Origin of the sequence: Mesobacillus sp. (genome assembly GCF_047739415.1) — a bacterium.
Taxonomy (GTDB): domain Bacteria; phylum Bacillota; class Bacilli; order Bacillales; family Cytobacillaceae; genus Mesobacillus.
In genome coordinates, this window is sequence record NZ_JBIQOE010000287.1 from 19692 (window position 1) to 36176 (window position 16485).

Sequence of the window (16485 nt, forward strand, 5' to 3'; positions counted from 1 at the left end):
CTTTCATTTCTGAAATGAAGGCTGCCGTGTTTTCTTTTTCTATCAGGAATTAGGTTCTACTTTTTATCTTCTATCATATTCATTTAGTAGAATCTTATTTTTGAGGTGAATAATATGACATGGAAAATCAGAAGTGCGAATCAAGAGGATGTACCAAAGCTGAAGGCTTTTTTAACAGAGGCAGGAGTAAGCACGGAAGGATTGAATGATTCTATCAAAAACTTTTCGCTTATGGAAAACCAGAACGGCGAGCTTAAGGCATGCCTTGGAGTAGAGCCGGTGGATAAAGCTGGCTTGCTTCGCTCATTTGTCGTTTCCCCGCAAATTGGCCAGCCCGATATAATGCTTCTTTTTAAACGGGCATTCCTGACAGCGAAAAATCAGGAGCTTGATGAGCTATATCTGGTTACTAACAAGATGAGTGCGGTTTCCTTCTTCAGCAGCCTGGGATTTGAAATGGTAAACCAATCAGAGCTTCCAGAGACTCTTCTCGAAAAAAGCCATTTAAAACAAGTTCTAACTGTGGATAACTCCGCAATTATGAAAATAATTCTGTGAATTGTGGATTAATCCACAAAGTTATCCACTGAATCGTTAAAATTATACACAATTTGTGGATAAAAACTTGTGTTCGCCTGATTCTTCTTTTATACTTTCATAGAAATATACTAGTTTAGCGAGAAGTAAAAGGTGGATGTACATGCAAACACAAATGTGGTCAGTGGATAAGAATGTGGATAATTTAAAAACATATCCACAAATCATCGAAGCTGCACAAAAACTGAAGCATAATGAAGTAGTAGCTTTTCCTACAGAAACGGTTTATGGCCTTGGCGGCAATGCAGAAAGCGATGAAGCCGTCTTGAAAATATTCGAAGCAAAAGGAAGACCTGGGGATAACCCGTTAATTGTGCATATTGCAAATCGTGAACAGATTCATTCTTTTGTAAAGGAAATCCCCAATCAGGCAGCAGTGTTAATGGATGCTTTTTGGCCTGGTCCGTTGACGATTATCCTGGAAAAAAAAGAGGGTGCGCTTTCTGATAAAGCAACGGCCGGATTGTCCACAGTTGCCGTCAGGATGCCAGACCATCCAGTGGCACTGGCGCTAATCGAAGCATCTGGTTTGCCACTGGCGGCCCCGAGCGCAAACCTGTCAGGCAAACCGAGCCCCACGACTGCGAATCACGTTTCCGATGATTTGACGGGCCGGATTTCCGGAATTGTCGATGGCGGAGCGACCGGAGTAGGCCTTGAATCAACAGTTGTCGATTGCACTGGTGAAATCCCGGCGATTTTAAGGCCGGGCGGCGTAACAAAAGAACAGCTGGAAGCAGTAGTCGGTGAAGTCTCTGTGGATCCTGCCCTGAAAGATTCAAACCAGGCCCCAAAATCTCCGGGAATGAAATATCGGCACTATGCACCGAATGCGCCTTTCTATCTTGTTGATGGAACAAGAGAAGAAATCCAGCAGCTGGTCAATGAAAAGCAGGCGGAAGGCCTGAAAGTCGGCGTGATGACAACAAAGGAAAACCTTGAATTTTATGATGCTGATATTGTGATACCCTGTGGTGAAAGAGCGAGACTCGAAACAGTGGCCGAAGCGCTCTATGATACACTCCGGGCCTTTAATCAGGAAGAAATCGATATCATTTTCGGCGAAATTTTCCCTGAACATGGCGTAGGCCAGGCAATCATGAATCGACTGTCCAAGGCGTCAGGACTGCAAATCATTGAAAAATAATATTTTACAGAGAAGCGCTTCAGTTGGTTGAAGCGCTTTTTATATTGAAGAACATTTAAATTGCGGATAATACCAGTTAAGAACGCTATAATACCAGTTGGCCACGATTTAATACCAGTTGAAATCATTTTAATACCGGTTGGGGATCCAACCTTCGAAAAAGTCATGGTAAAAACAAACGATACGCCATTTTATAAACCTGGACAATCCATACTTCTAAATCCCTTTGGACGTGCATATGCTGAATTAGCAAGTCCGAGGGGGCGAAGACATGACAGCAATAGCCGGCGAATTATTCACACTTATGTTGATGGCATTCGCGTTGGGAATGGATGCTTTTTCCGTAGGTCTCGGAATGGGCATGTTCAGACTGACGAAAAGGCATATATTTAAAATCGGCGTAACGATTGGTTTATTCCATGTGTGGATGCCGCTGCTTGGAATGGTGGCTGGGAGATTTTTGTCCGAGCAGTTCGGGGCAATAGCAGGATATATTGGCGGCCTGCTCCTGATCGTGCTGGGTGTCCAGATGATCTGGGCAAGCTTCAAGGAAGATGAGACAAGCGTGATTACCCCGGTTGGCAAGGGTTTATTTATTTTTGCCCTCAGCGTCAGCCTTGACAGTTTTTCAGTAGGATTGACACTTGGAATTTATGGCGCAAGGACACTGCTTGTCCTGATCTGTTTCGGTGCAGCGGCAATGGTCCTTACGTGGGCGGGCCTCCTGGTTGGAAAAAGAGTGCAGGGGTGGCTTGGTACATACAGTGAGGCATTAGGTGGCAGCATTTTACTCGCATTCGGTTTGAAATTGCTTCTTCCTATATAAAACTTTTTCATGCACCTGCTTGTCAGGTGTATTTTTTTGAATAAAACTTTTAAGCACCTGCTCGTCAGGTTTCTTTTTTTGTATAGAATTTTCATGCACCTACTCGTTAGGTGTATTTTTGTATAAAGCTTTTATGCAACCTGCCAGGCTGGTGTATTTTTTCTATCTAGCAAAAATGAAAATGCTGAAAGATTATCATATAATGGAGAAAAGTTATTCACAGGAGGGACATGCATGGCGCGCATTTTATTTGTCTGTACCGGAAACACATGCCGCAGCCCGATGGCAGAAGCGATTTTAAAAGGCAGGCAGTTGCCTGGAGTCGAGGTGAAATCGGCAGGAGTATACGCCCCCGATGGTGCGGAGGCATCTGTCAACGCGAAGATTGTGCTCGAGGAAAACAATATCAGCCATGATCATCGCTCCTCAGCGTTAAAAAAAGAAAACATCGACTGGGCAACCCTGGTGCTGACGATGACCCAGAGTCATAAAGGCTTGATCTTGAGCCAGTATCCACAAGCCGCGGATAAAACTTTTACATTGAAAGAATTTGCTGATGAAAAGGGAAACCTGGACGTGGCAGACCCGTTTGGCGGCAATGAACAAATTTATCGCGAAGCTTTTGAAGAAATTCAAAAAAGTATCGAAAGAATCATAGATAAAATCCGATAATACCTTTGAGAAATTCTTTTCGGATGTGGCGCGACCGGTCCGAAAAGCCGCAATGATGTTAAAACGTCATTCTATTATTTTTTCAGGGGGATTATCAGTGGGGTCTAAACGCAGCTACAAAATGGGATTAAGAAAGAAAATGGTCATGCTGACGACTGTGTTAGCAATCATCACTTATTCAACAAGCGCATTTTTCATTTATTTCCTGTATCCTTTTGTTCAAAAATTCATCGATGTCAATTCGGTCGTTTATACGGCGGCGGTACTAGCTATGGGGATTTTCTGGTCAGGGCTGCTTGCGTATATGGCTGCCGGTTTGATTATCAAGCCTTTGCAAAAGCTTGAGCAGTCTGCAATAAAAGCAGCACAGGGCGAAATTGGTGAGGATGCGGAAGTTTCGAAATCGGATGACGAGATCCGCTCTTTGGGACTGGCCTTCAACAATATGCTCGCAAACCTGCGTGAAATGGTCAGCCAGATTGATAGTAACTTCAAAGAAACAAATGAAAAAGTCATCCAGATATCCGGGCAATCTGCGGCAGCATCTGAGCAGGCGTCGATCATCTCGACTACAATCAAAGAAATTGCCGCTGGGGCGGATTCTTCGGCACTATCTACACAGACAACAGCTGAGTCTGTAGATGAAATCATTCGAATCGCCGAGGATGTCCAAGAAAAGGCAAGGGCATCTGAATCCATTTCAGTGGAAATGGTCAAAGACTTGCAAGAATCGAAGAATGCCATCCACTCACTGATTTCCGGCATAGAGACACTGGCAAATGACAACCGTGAATCACTTGGGACCGTAAAACGATTGGAAGAAAACGCGAGAAAAGTAGAGCAAATTATCCAGCTTGTTGGCGATATCGCAGCACAAACGAATTTGCTCGCCTTGAATGCATCGATTGAAGCAGCAAGGGCTGGTGAGCACGGGAAAGGATTTGCAGTCGTTGCCGAAGAAGTCAGGAAGCTTGCTGACCAGAGTGCGGACGCGGTCCAGGGCATTTCAGAACTGATCCAGAACATCCAGTCTGAAGTCCAGAATGTTGTCGGCCAGATCAGCAGACAGGTTGAAACGGCCAACGGAGAAGCGAAAAAAGGCGAGAAGACGAACCAGGTGATCGACGCGATGACCTCAACGATTCATGAGATGGCAGACGTCATCCATACGATCGCCGCCTTAGTCGAAACACAAATGGAAACGATCCAGCACACATCCACCCAATCGCAGGAAATGGCGGCAATCGCAGAAGAAACCTCCGCTGGAGCGATCAGCGTAGCATCAGCAGCCGAGCAGCAGGCAGAAGTCATCGCGAATGTCGAAGACCTGGCTGTTGAATTGAAGAATCAAGCTGAGAAACTAAAAGGTACGATTACGAAGTTTTTGTTATAGAATTTGGACCACAGCTGCGAGCTGTGGTTTCTTTTGTAACTGGAAAAAATCCCGCCGAATTTCCAATTCGCTATAAAATTGAAAAAGTCGCTATAAAAGATAGAAACTCGCTATAAAAATCAAAAAGTCGCTATAAAAAGTAAATTCCCGCTATAAAAAATAAAAACCCGCTATAAAAAAGTTATTTTCATTAAAATAATTTGCTCGTTGCTAGATTTTACGGGAAATTAGTTGCGGGTTGGCAAATTCTGACCCGTTTTCTTTATAATTCAGAGCGAATATGAGAAAATAACGATAGATTTGATCGCCCCGCAAGCCGGGAATACATAGGAGGATTTTACAATGAAGGTTGCTATTGCTTCAGACCATGGCGGAGTGAATATCCGCGAAGAAATTAAGAGTTTGATGGACGAAATGAATATTCAGTATGAAGATTTCGGATGCGAATGCGGTACATCTGTTGACTATCCAGACTATGCGCTTCCTGTTGCTGAAAAAGTGGCGAACGGAGAGTTCGACAAAGGAATTCTGATTTGTGGTACGGGTATTGGCATGAGCATTGCCGCGAACAAAGTAAAAGGAATCCGCTGCGCGCTCGTGCATGATGTATTCAGCGCAAAGGCGACACGCCAGCACAACGACACCAATGTCCTTGCAATGGGAGAGCGTGTAATTGGACCGGGATTAGCGCGTGAAATCGCAGCAACATGGCTTTCTACGGAATTCGAAGGCGGCCGCCACGAAAACCGCGTAGGCAAAATTAAGGATTATGAAAATAAGCAATAAGTGTTTTTATTTTTAAAAGGAGGCGCTGACACTGTCTATTGAACAATGGGAAGCAGAATTTAACTCCATCCTTACTGAATTTAATGAGCAGGTGCAGCTGAAAAAAGGCCAGGTGCTGGTCGTCGGCTGCAGTACGAGTGAAATCATTGGAAAGCGAATTGGCACAGCTGGTACTGATGAGGTGGCGGAAATGGTTTTCAGGCAGCTCCGTGAATTTAAGGAGAAAACTGGTGTCCAGCTGGCCTTCCAGTGCTGCGAACATTTGAACCGCGCGATTGTCGTCGAGCGGGAGACGGCCGAACAGAAGCAGTTGGAAGAAGTGACGGTCATCCCGGTGAGGAATGCGGGAGGTGCGATGGCAGCTTACGCATATAAAAATCTTGAGGATGCAGTGGTCGTCGAGTTCATCAAGGCTGACGCCGGCATTGATATTGGTGACACGCTGATCGGCATGCAAATGAAGCATGTCGCTGTACCTGTACGTGTTCAGCAAAAAAGCATCGGTCATGCACATGTTACTCTGGCAAAAACAAGGCCAAAGCTGATCGGCGGTACTAGGGCGGTTTACGAGCAAACAAAGGAAAACGAGTCTTGCTGATATGGGAAAGGCAATGGAGGAAAATGTAGCCTGATAATCAGATCTACTTTTACCTTCTTCCTTTCCTTTCATTATAATATCGGCTAAAATAAGAATGAATTTTCTAATAACGGAACAAGGCAATACATATAAGAGGGGGAACTTAAGTGAAGCACTTGTTACAGCAGGACAGCCAGCTATACGCTGCAATGCAGGATGAATTGAAGCGTCAGCGCACGAAAATCGAATTGATCGCATCAGAGAACTTTGTCAGTGAAGCCGTCATGGAAGCGCAGGGGTCTGTACTGACGAATAAATACGCAGAAGGCTATCCGGGCCGCCGCTATTATGGCGGATGCGAATATGTCGATGTTGCCGAGAACATTGCCCGCGACCGCGCGAAGGAAATCTTCGGCGCAGAGCATGTCAATGTCCAGCCGCACTCTGGAGCACAGGCCAATATGGCTGTTTATTTCACAATCCTTGAGCAGGGAGACACTGTGCTTGGGATGAACCTGTCCCACGGCGGGCACTTGACGCACGGAAGTCCCGTCAACTTCAGCGGCATCCAGTATAATTTCGTCGAGTATGGTGTCGATGAGGATACTCATGTGATTAACTATGATGTCGTTCTAGAAAAAGCCCGCGAGCATAAGCCGAAGCTGATTGTTGCGGGTGCAAGTGCTTACCCGAGAGAAATCGACTTCAAGCGTTTTCGTGAAATCGCTGATGAAGTAGGCGCTTATTTGATGGTCGATATGGCTCATATCGCTGGTCTTGTCGCAGCTGGCCTCCACCAGAATCCGGTGCCATACGCTGACTTTGTTACAACGACTACTCATAAAACTCTTCGCGGCCCGCGCGGCGGAATGATTCTCTGCAAAGAAGAATTCGCGAAGAAAATCGATAAATCCATCTTCCCTGGAATCCAGGGCGGCCCGCTTATGCACGTCATCGCTGCGAAAGCTGTAGCATTCGGCGAAGCGCTCCAGGATTCTTTTAAAGAATACGCCCAAAATATCATTTCCAATGCCAACCGCCTTGCTGAAGGCTTGAAGAAGGAAGGAATCGACCTTGTATCGGGCGGTACAGACAACCATTTGCTATTGGTTGACCTGCGCTCCCTTGGCCTGACTGGAAAAGTAGCCGAAAAGGTGCTTGATGATATTGGCATCACCGTCAATAAAAACACGATACCATTCGATCCGGAAAGCCCATTTGTAACAAGCGGAATCCGCATTGGTACAGCTGCAGTCACAAGCCGTGGTTTCGGTCATGAAGAAATGGACGAAATCGCTTCAATCATTGCCTTCACATTGAAAAATCACGAAGACGAAGCGAAGCTGGAAGAAGCCAGCAAACGCGTCGAAGATTTGACGAGCAAGTTTGAACTATATCCTGAGAGATAAGATTTTTATCCGGCGGCCCTCCATGAATGAGGGCCGCTTTTTCAGGGGAAAATCATTCAGACATAAGCGGTTGCTTGTACAGAGGTTTTTCTGTAAAATTATACGAAGTGTGATTCAACAGATCTTACATATAACAGACAGGTGTTCACAACTCATTTACCTTTAAAAGGAGCGATACACATGGCAAAAGTATACGTATTTGACCATCCATTGATCCAGCATAAACTTACTTATATCCGCGAAAAAAGCACAGGCACGAAGGAATTCCGCGAGCTTGTAGATGAAGTTGCAACGCTGATGGCGTTCGAAATCACGCGTGACATGCCGCTTGAGGAAATTGAAATTGAAACACCAGTCGAAAAGACAAAATCAAAAGTTCTTTCGGGCAAAAAGCTTGGTATCATCCCGATTCTTCGCGCAGGTATCGGAATGGTTGACGGCATCCTGAAGTTGATCCCGGCTGCGAAGGTAGGCCATATCGGACTTTACCGCGATCCCGAAACATTGATGCCGGTTGAATACTATGTAAAACTTCCAAGTGACGTCGAAGAGCGCGATTTTATCGTCGTTGACCCTATGCTTGCGACAGGCGGATCTGCAGTCGAAGCGATCAACTCTCTTAAAAAGCGTGGGGCGAAGCACATCAAGTTCATGTGTTTGATTGCTGCTCCAGAAGGGGTAGAAACGGTAAAAGAAGCGCATCCTGATGTGGATATTTACATCGCTGCACTCGATGAAAAGCTGAATGACCACGGATATATCGTACCTGGACTAGGAGACGCAGGAGACCGTTTATTCGGGACAAAATAAGACTTTGCTGAGGCACCTCTTTTAAATGAGGTGCTTTTTTTGTTATATGATTAGAATTATTCTAGTTCGCGGAATTAAGGAATGATTTCGCGGAATAATTGTATTCTGAATACAAAACTCCCTTAAAAGAGACTCTATGTAAAAAGGGAGGGGATATTTTTCATGAAAAAGCGTAATTTTTTCTTAATTCTTCTATCAATAGCAATCCTCACTGCATTTCAACCGCAAAAACTGCAAATCCCGCCGATTCCTCAAGAAGATCCCCAGACTGAGAAAGTTGCTATCGTACTGACAGAGCAGCCGGTCGAAGAACTGCAAATCAAAAATCAGCTAAAAAGTCTAAAAAACACGAAGTTACGACGCATTTTTAAGCATGCGGTCAATGGGTATTCCGTTAAGGGACCTATCTCCGAGCTTCAACAGCTTGAAAAGTCGAATGATATCCAACTTTTATCCGAAGTAAACACGTACAGGGTTGAGAACTCCGCCCATCTGCCAACCCGCTACAAGCCAAGCGAAAACTTTATCGATAATTTTGAATTGATTGGAACCGAAGCAGTTCGCGGAATTCTTGATGAAAAAGGCAATCGCCTGACGGGGAAGGGTGTGACGATCGGGGTAATCGACACGGGGATCGATTATGAGCATCCAGACTTGAGGAGAAGTTTTTCGGGGGGACATGACCTGGTTGACGGCGATGATGACCCGATGGAAACGAAGGGTGCCGGCTTTAGAAGCACCCTGCACGGAACGCATGTGGCAGGTGTCATCGCGGCAAACGGAAGAATGAGAGGGATGGCTCCCGATGCGAAAATAGTTGCCTACCGTGCGCTTGGTCCAGGTGGCAGCGGAACGACGGAACAGGTCATAGCTGCTATTGATGAAGCGATAAAGGATAAGGTGGACATCCTGAATCTTTCGCTCGGAAATGATGTCAATGGTCCGGACCTGCCCATCAGCCTGGCGCTAAATAAAGCGGTCGACGAAGGAATCGTCGCGGTGACTTCATCCGGGAATTCGGGCCCTAATCGATGGACGGTAGGTTCACCAGGCACAGCTTCGAAAGCCATCTCGGTAGGCGCGTCGACACCTCCAATGCAGGTGCCGTACCTCAATGCCCCAGGACTATCTAAAGAAATACGGCTAGAACTTTTACAGGGTTCGGATAATTGGAATATTACCCAAAGTGAAAATCTTGTTTTTGCAGGGCTGGGAACGAAAGAGGAAATGAAAGGTGTAAGGGATAAGCTTGTCCTGGTCGAAAGGGGGAAGCTTACATTTACCGAAAAAGCGAAGAATGCATTTGAAGCTGGTGCGATCGGAGTGATCATTTATAACAACACGAAGGGTACATTCTTTGGAAACCTCGAAGAGAACCTGCCAATCCCAGTGGCCGCGATCAGTAAAGAAGCAGGATTGGCGCTAAAAAAACAGCTTAATAAAAACTCGATGCTGATTCGCATGAATTTAATAGAAGAAAAAGATATTCTTGCTGACTTCAGCTCCCGCGGTCCGGTGACGGTCACTTGGGAAATCAAGCCGGATATTGTCGCTCCCGGCGTTGCGATCAACAGTACGATTCCCGGAGGATACCTCCCGCTGCAGGGAACGAGCATGGCTGCTCCCCATATTGCAGGAGCTGCAGCCTTGATCAAGCAGGCTCATCCAAACTGGACCCCGGCTGAAATCAAGGCGGCTATCATGAACACTGCCAAGGATATTAGCGACCGTGACGGCAAGAGATACCGGACATTCGAGCAGGGAGCAGGAAGGATCCAGCTAGAGGCGGCGATTAATACGGAAAGCCTGATTGTTCCAGGGTCACTTCAATTCGGTAAATTTCAGCTTGCCGATAATATGCATCGTCACAGTGCGAAGCTGACAGTCAAGAATACAGGTTCAGCCACTAAATCTTATTCATTTTCCATTCCGAAAAAGGAACAAGGAATAGAGTGGGAGCTTCCAATGAGCTTTACGCTGAAACCGAATGAAGCGAAAAACGTGGAGCTTGCAATGAAAGCAACCCCGGATCTGTTAAAAGATAAAATCCATGACGGCAGCCTCGTTATGGATGATGGGAAAAGCAAGATAAGGATTCCATACTTGTATGTTCTGGAAGAACCGGATTACCCGCGGGTGATGGGCTTCGATTTCGCGCCGGCAGATAACGGTAAGGCTTATCGCTATGAAGTCTATTTGCCGGGAGGAGCAGACGAATTTGGCATAGCGCTTTTTGATCCGGATCAATACCGCTTCGTCGGATTCCTTGATTGGGGAAGAAAGCTGGAAAAGGGAATGGTAGGAAAAGAAATACCTCTGGAAAAATTGCCGGAGGAAGGACTGTACCTTGCCAAGGTATTCGCAAAGAAAAAAGGGCGAGAGAGCACGATAGACGCAATGATCTTTATAGGTAAGAATACAAGGATTGGGAAGCACGATAGACGCAGTGGTTTATGAAATAATAAAAGGGCCGGAGAAAGGTAATTCCTTTGCGGCCCTTTGTTATTCTCATTAAACTATTTGTGTATTCCCAGTCTCTCTGTCAAACCTCAAAAACGGCATTGATGGAAAAAGTACTGAGAAAATTCAGGTAAAAATAAGCTTTTACAATATAATACTAACATAGGGTTATTGGTATATATTTTAAGTGAAAACTTTGTGAATTTTTTCACCGCTATGGATTGACATTGACAATAGCCTATTGTATGCTTACAAAGGGCATAAAATGATAAGGTTTTCAATGTTGATATGCAAGCTTTTTTTGTGAAAATATTGTTTTTTCGGAAAATGATTTTTCACCCCCTGAAGCTCCCATTCTCAAAAGTGAGGATGCGTTTTTTATGCGCCGAAACAACCGCCACCCTTTTCAAGCGATGGCACTCATGTCCGCTATACTATCTCAATTGGTAGGCTCCATTTTAATTGGCATATTTTCCGGAAGATGGCTGGACCAAAGTCTTGGTACAGAGCCACTTTTCTTAATATTCGGATTGCTGATCGGATTGGCGGCAGGTGTTTATGCCATGCTCCGCCTTGTCCAACACTTCTTTTCGGGAGACTAGCCATCTATGGAAATCCAGGACTTGTTTATTCGCCAGCGCAAATACATATTCACCTTGTTGTCTTTATACGTACTCGGGTACGGCTTTACAAGCTATCAATCTGTTTTTGCCGGGTTGATCTTTGGTACAAGCCTGAGCCTTTTTAATTTATGGCTGCTTGCGAGGAAAATGAACAACTTCGGGGATTCGGTTGTGCAGGGGAAGAAGGTACGGTCGCTCGGCTCGATGTCGAGACTTGCTACCGGAGCGCTTGCTGTAATCGTTGCGATGGAATACCCGGATCGCATAAACCTTGTGTTTACAATTTTGGGATTAATGACAGCTTACATTGTCATTATGATAGATTTTTTTGTCCAGTCTTTTCAATCACGTAAATAGCGGGGAAGAGAGGTGAATAATTGATGCATCATGAAGCTCCTTTAGTTCCATTTTTAGGACTTTATTTTAACCTGGCAAACATGCTGATGATTACAGTAGCAAGTGCTATCGTCTTCATCATTGCAGTACTTTCCACTCGTAAGCTTGCGATGAAGCCGACAGGAATCCAGAATTTCATGGAATGGATCATGGATTTCGTCAAAGGTATCATTAACAGCACGATGGACTGGAAAGATGGAGGAAGGTTTCATGTCCTTGGCATCACATTGCTTATGTATGTGTTTGTTGCCAACATGCTGGGATTGCCGTTCTCTGTCGTATACGACAATTACTTATGGTGGAAATCACCGACAGCCGACCCAGTCATTACAATGACTCTTGCAGTCATGGTAGTAGGACTTTCCCATTATTATGGCGTCAAGCTTAAAGGGACAGCTGAATACGGCAAGGAATTCTTTAAGCCGTTTTGGTTCATGTTCCCAATCAAGATCATCGAAGAGTTCGCGAACACGCTCACTCTTGGTCTACGTCTTTACGGTAACATTTACGCAGGTGAGATCCTGTTGGGTCTGCTTGCAGCCAGCCTCGCAACTGATGCTGTGAGCACTTTGGCCGCAGCCGTACCGATGCTTGTATGGCAAGGTTTCTCCGTTTTCGTCGGAGCAATCCAGGCATTTATCTTCACAATGTTAACGATGGTTTATCTCTCCCATAAAGTGAGCCATGACCATTAATATATACCTGTTCATTTAATGGACAAAACTCAAAAAAACATTTTTTCATACATTAAAGGAGGAACTTTATAATGGGTCTTTTAGCAGCAGCAATCGCAATTGGTTTAGCAGCACTTGGTGCAGGTATTGGTAACGGTTTGATCGTGTCACGTACGGTAGAAGGTATCGCTCGTCAGCCAGAAGCTCGCGGTATGCTTCAAACTACAATGTTCATCGGGGTTGCATTGGTTGAAGCGATTCCAATCATCGCTGTAGTTATCGCGTTCATGGTTATTGGTGGTTAATTCCTTATAAGAATTTAAGATGGCGAAGATCATTCCGCGCGAACCTTCGCCTTTCTACTATGTAGACTTTTTGCGGATTTATATCGGCATGAGTCGGCATTAATTTGAATGTAAGCAATCGTTTGAAATAAAATTGGGCAAGCCTGGGATTTGGAACGGGCAGCCTTGTGCGTTGGCTACTAGCCGCAGGCTTTTAGCAAGATGACGCATGTTGGACCTTTTTAATCATGGTACAACTCTTGAAGGGAGTGAATCGAGGGTGTTAACAATGAATTTTGTATTGGGAGCAGCAACCGGCCTTAACACGGGCGATATCTTATTCCAGCTTTTTATGTTCCTTGTTTTGTTAGCATTGCTTAAGAAGTTCGCTTGGGGTCCATTGATGGGCATCATGAAGGAACGTGAAGAGCATATTGCTGGCGAAATCGGAGCCGCTGAAAAAAGCCGTGCTGAGGCACAGAAACTTTTAGAAGAACAGCGTGACATGCTTAAGCAGGCACGCACAGAAGCACAGGGCCTAATTGAAAACGCAAAGAAGCAGGGCGATGTACAGCGTGATGAAATCATTGCACTGGCACGCACTGAATCTGACAGAATCAAAGAATCTGCGAAGCTTGAAATTGAGCAGCAGAAGGAGCAGGCTGTTGCGGCAATCCGCGAACAAGTGGCTTCACTATCTGTATTGATTGCTTCTAAAGTAATCGAGAAGGAAATCTCTGCGGCTGACCAGGAAAAGCTCATCAATGAATACATTCAAGAGGCGGGTAATGCCCGATGAGCAACTCGACAGTAGCAAAACGCTATGCCCTGGCACTTTTTCAACTCGCTTCTGAAAAGCAGGCTCTCCCACAGGTTGAGGAAGAGCTTCGCACTGTAAAAGAAGTTGTTGTGAACAATCCGGAATTGACTGCCTTTTTAAAGTCTCCTAAGCTTCCTAATGAGAAGAAGAAAGAGGTTTTAAAGCAAGCTTTCGGATCTGCAAGCACATATGTCCTTAATACTCTGATGATTTTGGTTGACCGCCACCGCGAAGACCAGATTGCAGATGTTGCTGACCAGTTCATCGCCCTTGCAAATGATGCAAAAGGCGTGGCTGAAGCAAAAGTTTATAGTGTCCAGCCATTGACGGCTGAGCAGGCTGAAGCACTTTCAGCTTCGTTCGCCCCTCAGGTTGGTAAACAGTCACTTCAAATTGAAAACATTGTAGATTCCAATTTGCTTGGAGGCGTAAAGCTTCGCATTGGAAACCGCATTTTTGACGGCAGCTTGCGCGGCAAGCTCGATCGTTTAGAACGTAAATTGCTAGGCTAAGATTCGTAGATAGGGGTGAAACTCATGAGCATCAAAGCTGAAGAAATCAGTGCGCTGATAAAATCGCAAATCGAAAATTATCAGTCGGAAATTCAAGTGAGTGATGTGGGTACAGTTATCAGTGTTGGTGACGGTATCGCCCGTGCTCATGGCCTCGACAATGTCATGGCTGGAGAACTTGTTGAATTTTCAAACGGCGTTATGGGTATGGCACAAAACCTGGAAGAAAATAACGTCGGTATCATCATTCTTGGACCTTTCACGGACATCCGCGAAGGCGACGAGGTACGCCGTACGGGCCGCATCATGGAGGTTCCTGTAGGGGAACAGCTTATCGGCCGCGTCGTAAACCCTCTTGGACAGCCAGTCGATGGCATGGGTCCAATCAATACAACAAAAACTCGTCCAATCGAGTATGCTGCACCAGGCGTTATGGATCGTAAATCTGTTCATGAGCCGTTGCAGACTGGTATCAAGGCGATTGACGCTCTTGTTCCAATCGGCCGCGGACAGCGTGAATTGATCATCGGTGACCGCCAGACTGGTAAAACATCTGTAGCGATCGATACAATCCTTAACCAAAAAGGCCAGGACATGATCTGTATCTACGTTGCAATCGGACAGAAGGAATCAACTGTACGTAACGCGGTTGAAACTCTCCGTAAGCACGGCGCGTTAGATTATTCTATCGTTGTTACAGCATCTGCTTCCCAGCCGGCACCACTCTTATACCTTGCTCCTTACGCTGGTGTAACGATGGGTGAAGAATTCATGTACAATGGCAAGCACGTTCTTGTCGTATATGATGATCTTTCAAAACAAGCGGCAGCATACCGTGAACTTTCCTTGCTGCTTCGCCGTCCTCCAGGTCGTGAAGCTTACCCAGGGGATGTATTCTACTTGCACTCACGCTTGCTAGAGCGTGCTGCTAAGTTGAGCGACGCTAAAGGCGCAGGTTCAATCACAGCACTTCCGTTCATTGAAACACAAGCAGGCGACGTTTCTGCTTACATTCCAACGAACGTTATCTCAATCACAGACGGACAGATCTTCTTGCAGTCTGACCTATTCTTCTCTGGCGTACGTCCAGCGATCAACGCAGGTCTTTCTGTATCCCGTGTAGGTGGATCCGCTCAAATCAAAGCGATGAAGAAGGTATCTGGTACACTGCGTCTTGACCTCGCTTCATACCGTGAATTGGAAGCATTCGCACAGTTCGGTTCTGACCTTGACAAAGCAACTCAGGCAAAACTTAACCGCGGTGCCCGTACGGTAGAAGTTCTTAAACAAGATCTTAACAAGCCGCTTGCTGTTGAAAAGCAAGTTGCAATCCTATATGCACTAACTCGCGGCTTCCTAGACGATATTCCTTTGCAGGATATCCGCCGCTTCGAAGGTGAATTCCTTTCATGGTTAGACCACAACCATACAGAGGTGTTAGATCATATCCGTTCAACGAAGGAACTTCCTTCAGACGACGATATGGCTGCTGCACTGAACGCTTTCAAAAAGACGTTCGCAGTATCTGAGTAATCATGAATAAGTAGCAGCGCCAGCCCCTTGTTAAAAAAGGATCTGGCTCCTGCTTACACTTGGACTAACAATTCTTTTGTAAAAGGGTGGTGAGAACCGAAATGGCATCTTTACGCGATATAAAAAACCGTATTACTTCGACTAAAAAGACGAGCCAGATTACCAAGGCAATGGAGATGGTATCCGCAGCTAAATGGAACCGTGGAGTCATGAACGCGAAAGCATTCGTTCCTTACATGGAAAAAATCCAGGAAGTGACTGCCTCAATCGCAATGGGCAGCAAGGATTCCAACCACCCAATGCTGAACAGCCGTCCAGTCAAGAAGACGGGATATCTAGTGATTACATCTGACCGTGGTCTTGCAGGTGCTTACAACAGTAACGTCCTGCGCCAGCTGTATCAGACAATCCAACAGCGCCATAAATCAAATGACGAGTTTGCGATCATCGCGATTGGACGTGTCGGCCGTGACTTTTTCCAGAGCCGTGGCATGAACGTTGTCCTTGATATCGTAGGCATCGCTGACCAGCCGTCTTTCGCGGAAATCCAGGATATCGCCAGCAACACAGTTGGCATGTTCTCGGACGGTACATTTGATGAACTATATATTTACTACAGTCATTACGTCAGCGCGATTGCACAAGAAGTAACGGATAAGAAGCTGCTTCCATTAACGGATATTGGCGGATCTTCAACAAAGCTTACTTCTTATGAATTCGAACCAAACGCTGAGGAGATCCTGGAAGTTCTCTTGCCGCAATACGCAGAAAGCTTGATTTACGGAGCACTGCTTGATAGCAAAGCAAGTGAACACGCTGCTCGTATGACAGCCATGAGAAACGCAACGGACAATGCGAAAGAGCTGATCAATTCCCTCAGCTTGAGCTACAACCGCGCGCGTCAGGCTGCTATTACCCAGGAAATCACCGAAATCGTCGGTGGAGCTGCAGCGCTCGAATAGATTT

General features: G+C 45.6%; 18 protein-coding genes. All 18 read left to right on the forward strand.

The genetic code is table 11. The annotated features are described in order from the left end of the window. Positions 1–114 precede the first annotated feature (114 nt). Positions 115–558, forward strand: a complete 444-nt coding sequence (locus ACH0QE_RS23070; RefSeq protein WP_415802772.1) for a GNAT family N-acetyltransferase — start codon at positions 115–117, stop codon at positions 556–558. A 142-nt stretch (positions 559–700) separates the two neighbouring features. Continuing rightward, positions 701–1744, forward strand: a complete 1044-nt coding sequence (locus ACH0QE_RS23075; protein ID WP_415802773.1) for an L-threonylcarbamoyladenylate synthase — start codon at positions 701–703, stop codon at positions 1742–1744. A gap of 271 nt (positions 1745–2015) precedes the next feature. Further along, on the forward strand, positions 2016–2570 hold the full coding sequence (locus ACH0QE_RS23080) for a manganese efflux pump MntP family protein (RefSeq protein WP_415802774.1): 555 nt from the start codon (positions 2016–2018) through the stop codon (positions 2568–2570). Positions 2571–2804: 234 nt separating this feature from the next. After that, the gene (locus tag ACH0QE_RS23085; RefSeq protein WP_415802775.1) at positions 2805–3242 is read left to right on the forward strand and encodes a low molecular weight protein arginine phosphatase; all 438 of its coding nucleotides are present in this window, start codon (positions 2805–2807) and stop codon (positions 3240–3242) included. 97 nt (positions 3243–3339) lie between these two features. After that, a complete protein-coding gene (locus ACH0QE_RS23090) occupies positions 3340–4635 on the forward strand; it encodes a methyl-accepting chemotaxis protein (RefSeq protein WP_415802776.1) in 1296 nt (431 codons plus the stop codon). Between the two features lie 342 nt (positions 4636–4977). Next, a complete protein-coding gene (gene rpiB, locus ACH0QE_RS23095; RefSeq protein ID WP_415802777.1) occupies positions 4978–5421 on the forward strand; it encodes a ribose 5-phosphate isomerase B in 444 nt (147 codons plus the stop codon). 25 nt (positions 5422–5446) lie between these two features. Next, a complete protein-coding gene (locus ACH0QE_RS23100; RefSeq protein WP_415802812.1) occupies positions 5447–6019 on the forward strand; it encodes a TIGR01440 family protein in 573 nt (190 codons plus the stop codon). 146 nt (positions 6020–6165) lie between these two features. After that, positions 6166–7407 (forward strand): serine hydroxymethyltransferase, encoded by a 1242-nt coding sequence (glyA, locus tag ACH0QE_RS23105; RefSeq protein ID WP_415802778.1) that lies wholly within the window; start codon positions 6166–6168, stop codon positions 7405–7407. Positions 7408–7587: 180 nt separating this feature from the next. Then, complete coding sequence (upp, locus tag ACH0QE_RS23110; RefSeq protein WP_079506306.1) at positions 7588–8217, forward strand: uracil phosphoribosyltransferase; 630 nt, start codon at positions 7588–7590, stop codon at positions 8215–8217. Positions 8218–8379: 162 nt separating this feature from the next. Beyond that, positions 8380–10674 carry a S8 family serine peptidase gene (locus ACH0QE_RS23115; RefSeq protein ID WP_415802779.1) on the forward strand — a complete coding sequence of 765 codons (2295 nt, stop codon included), beginning with the start codon at positions 8380–8382 and terminating at the stop codon, positions 10672–10674. A 383-nt stretch (positions 10675–11057) separates the two neighbouring features. Next, the gene (locus ACH0QE_RS23120; protein ID WP_031307657.1) at positions 11058–11279 is read left to right on the forward strand and encodes an AtpZ/AtpI family protein; all 222 of its coding nucleotides are present in this window, start codon (positions 11058–11060) and stop codon (positions 11277–11279) included. Positions 11280–11285: 6 nt separating this feature from the next. Continuing rightward, positions 11286–11657, forward strand: coding sequence for an ATP synthase subunit I (locus ACH0QE_RS23125; RefSeq protein ID WP_102264587.1), 372 nt, complete (start codon positions 11286–11288; stop codon positions 11655–11657). Between the two features lie 23 nt (positions 11658–11680). Beyond that, positions 11681–12391 carry a F0F1 ATP synthase subunit A gene (gene atpB / locus ACH0QE_RS23130; protein ID WP_415802813.1) on the forward strand — a complete coding sequence of 237 codons (711 nt, stop codon included), beginning with the start codon at positions 11681–11683 and terminating at the stop codon, positions 12389–12391. Between the two features lie 71 nt (positions 12392–12462). After that, entirely contained in the window at positions 12463–12675 is a 213-nt protein-coding gene (atpE, locus tag ACH0QE_RS23135) for a F0F1 ATP synthase subunit C (protein WP_023613579.1), read from the forward strand. Between the two features lie 259 nt (positions 12676–12934). Continuing rightward, positions 12935–13453 carry a F0F1 ATP synthase subunit B gene (locus ACH0QE_RS23140; protein ID WP_041964609.1) on the forward strand — a complete coding sequence of 173 codons (519 nt, stop codon included), beginning with the start codon at positions 12935–12937 and terminating at the stop codon, positions 13451–13453. Continuing rightward, positions 13450–13986 (forward strand): F0F1 ATP synthase subunit delta, encoded by a 537-nt coding sequence (locus ACH0QE_RS23145; RefSeq protein ID WP_415802780.1) that lies wholly within the window; start codon positions 13450–13452, stop codon positions 13984–13986. Before ACH0QE_RS23140 ends, ACH0QE_RS23145 begins: the two co-directional genes overlap by 4 nt. A gap of 24 nt (positions 13987–14010) precedes the next feature. Next, positions 14011–15519, forward strand: a complete 1509-nt coding sequence (gene atpA / locus ACH0QE_RS23150) for a F0F1 ATP synthase subunit alpha (protein ID WP_415802781.1) — start codon at positions 14011–14013, stop codon at positions 15517–15519. A gap of 101 nt (positions 15520–15620) precedes the next feature. After that, complete coding sequence (locus ACH0QE_RS23155) at positions 15621–16481, forward strand: F0F1 ATP synthase subunit gamma (RefSeq protein WP_415802782.1); 861 nt, start codon at positions 15621–15623, stop codon at positions 16479–16481. The last annotated feature ends 4 nt before the right edge of the window (positions 16482–16485 follow it).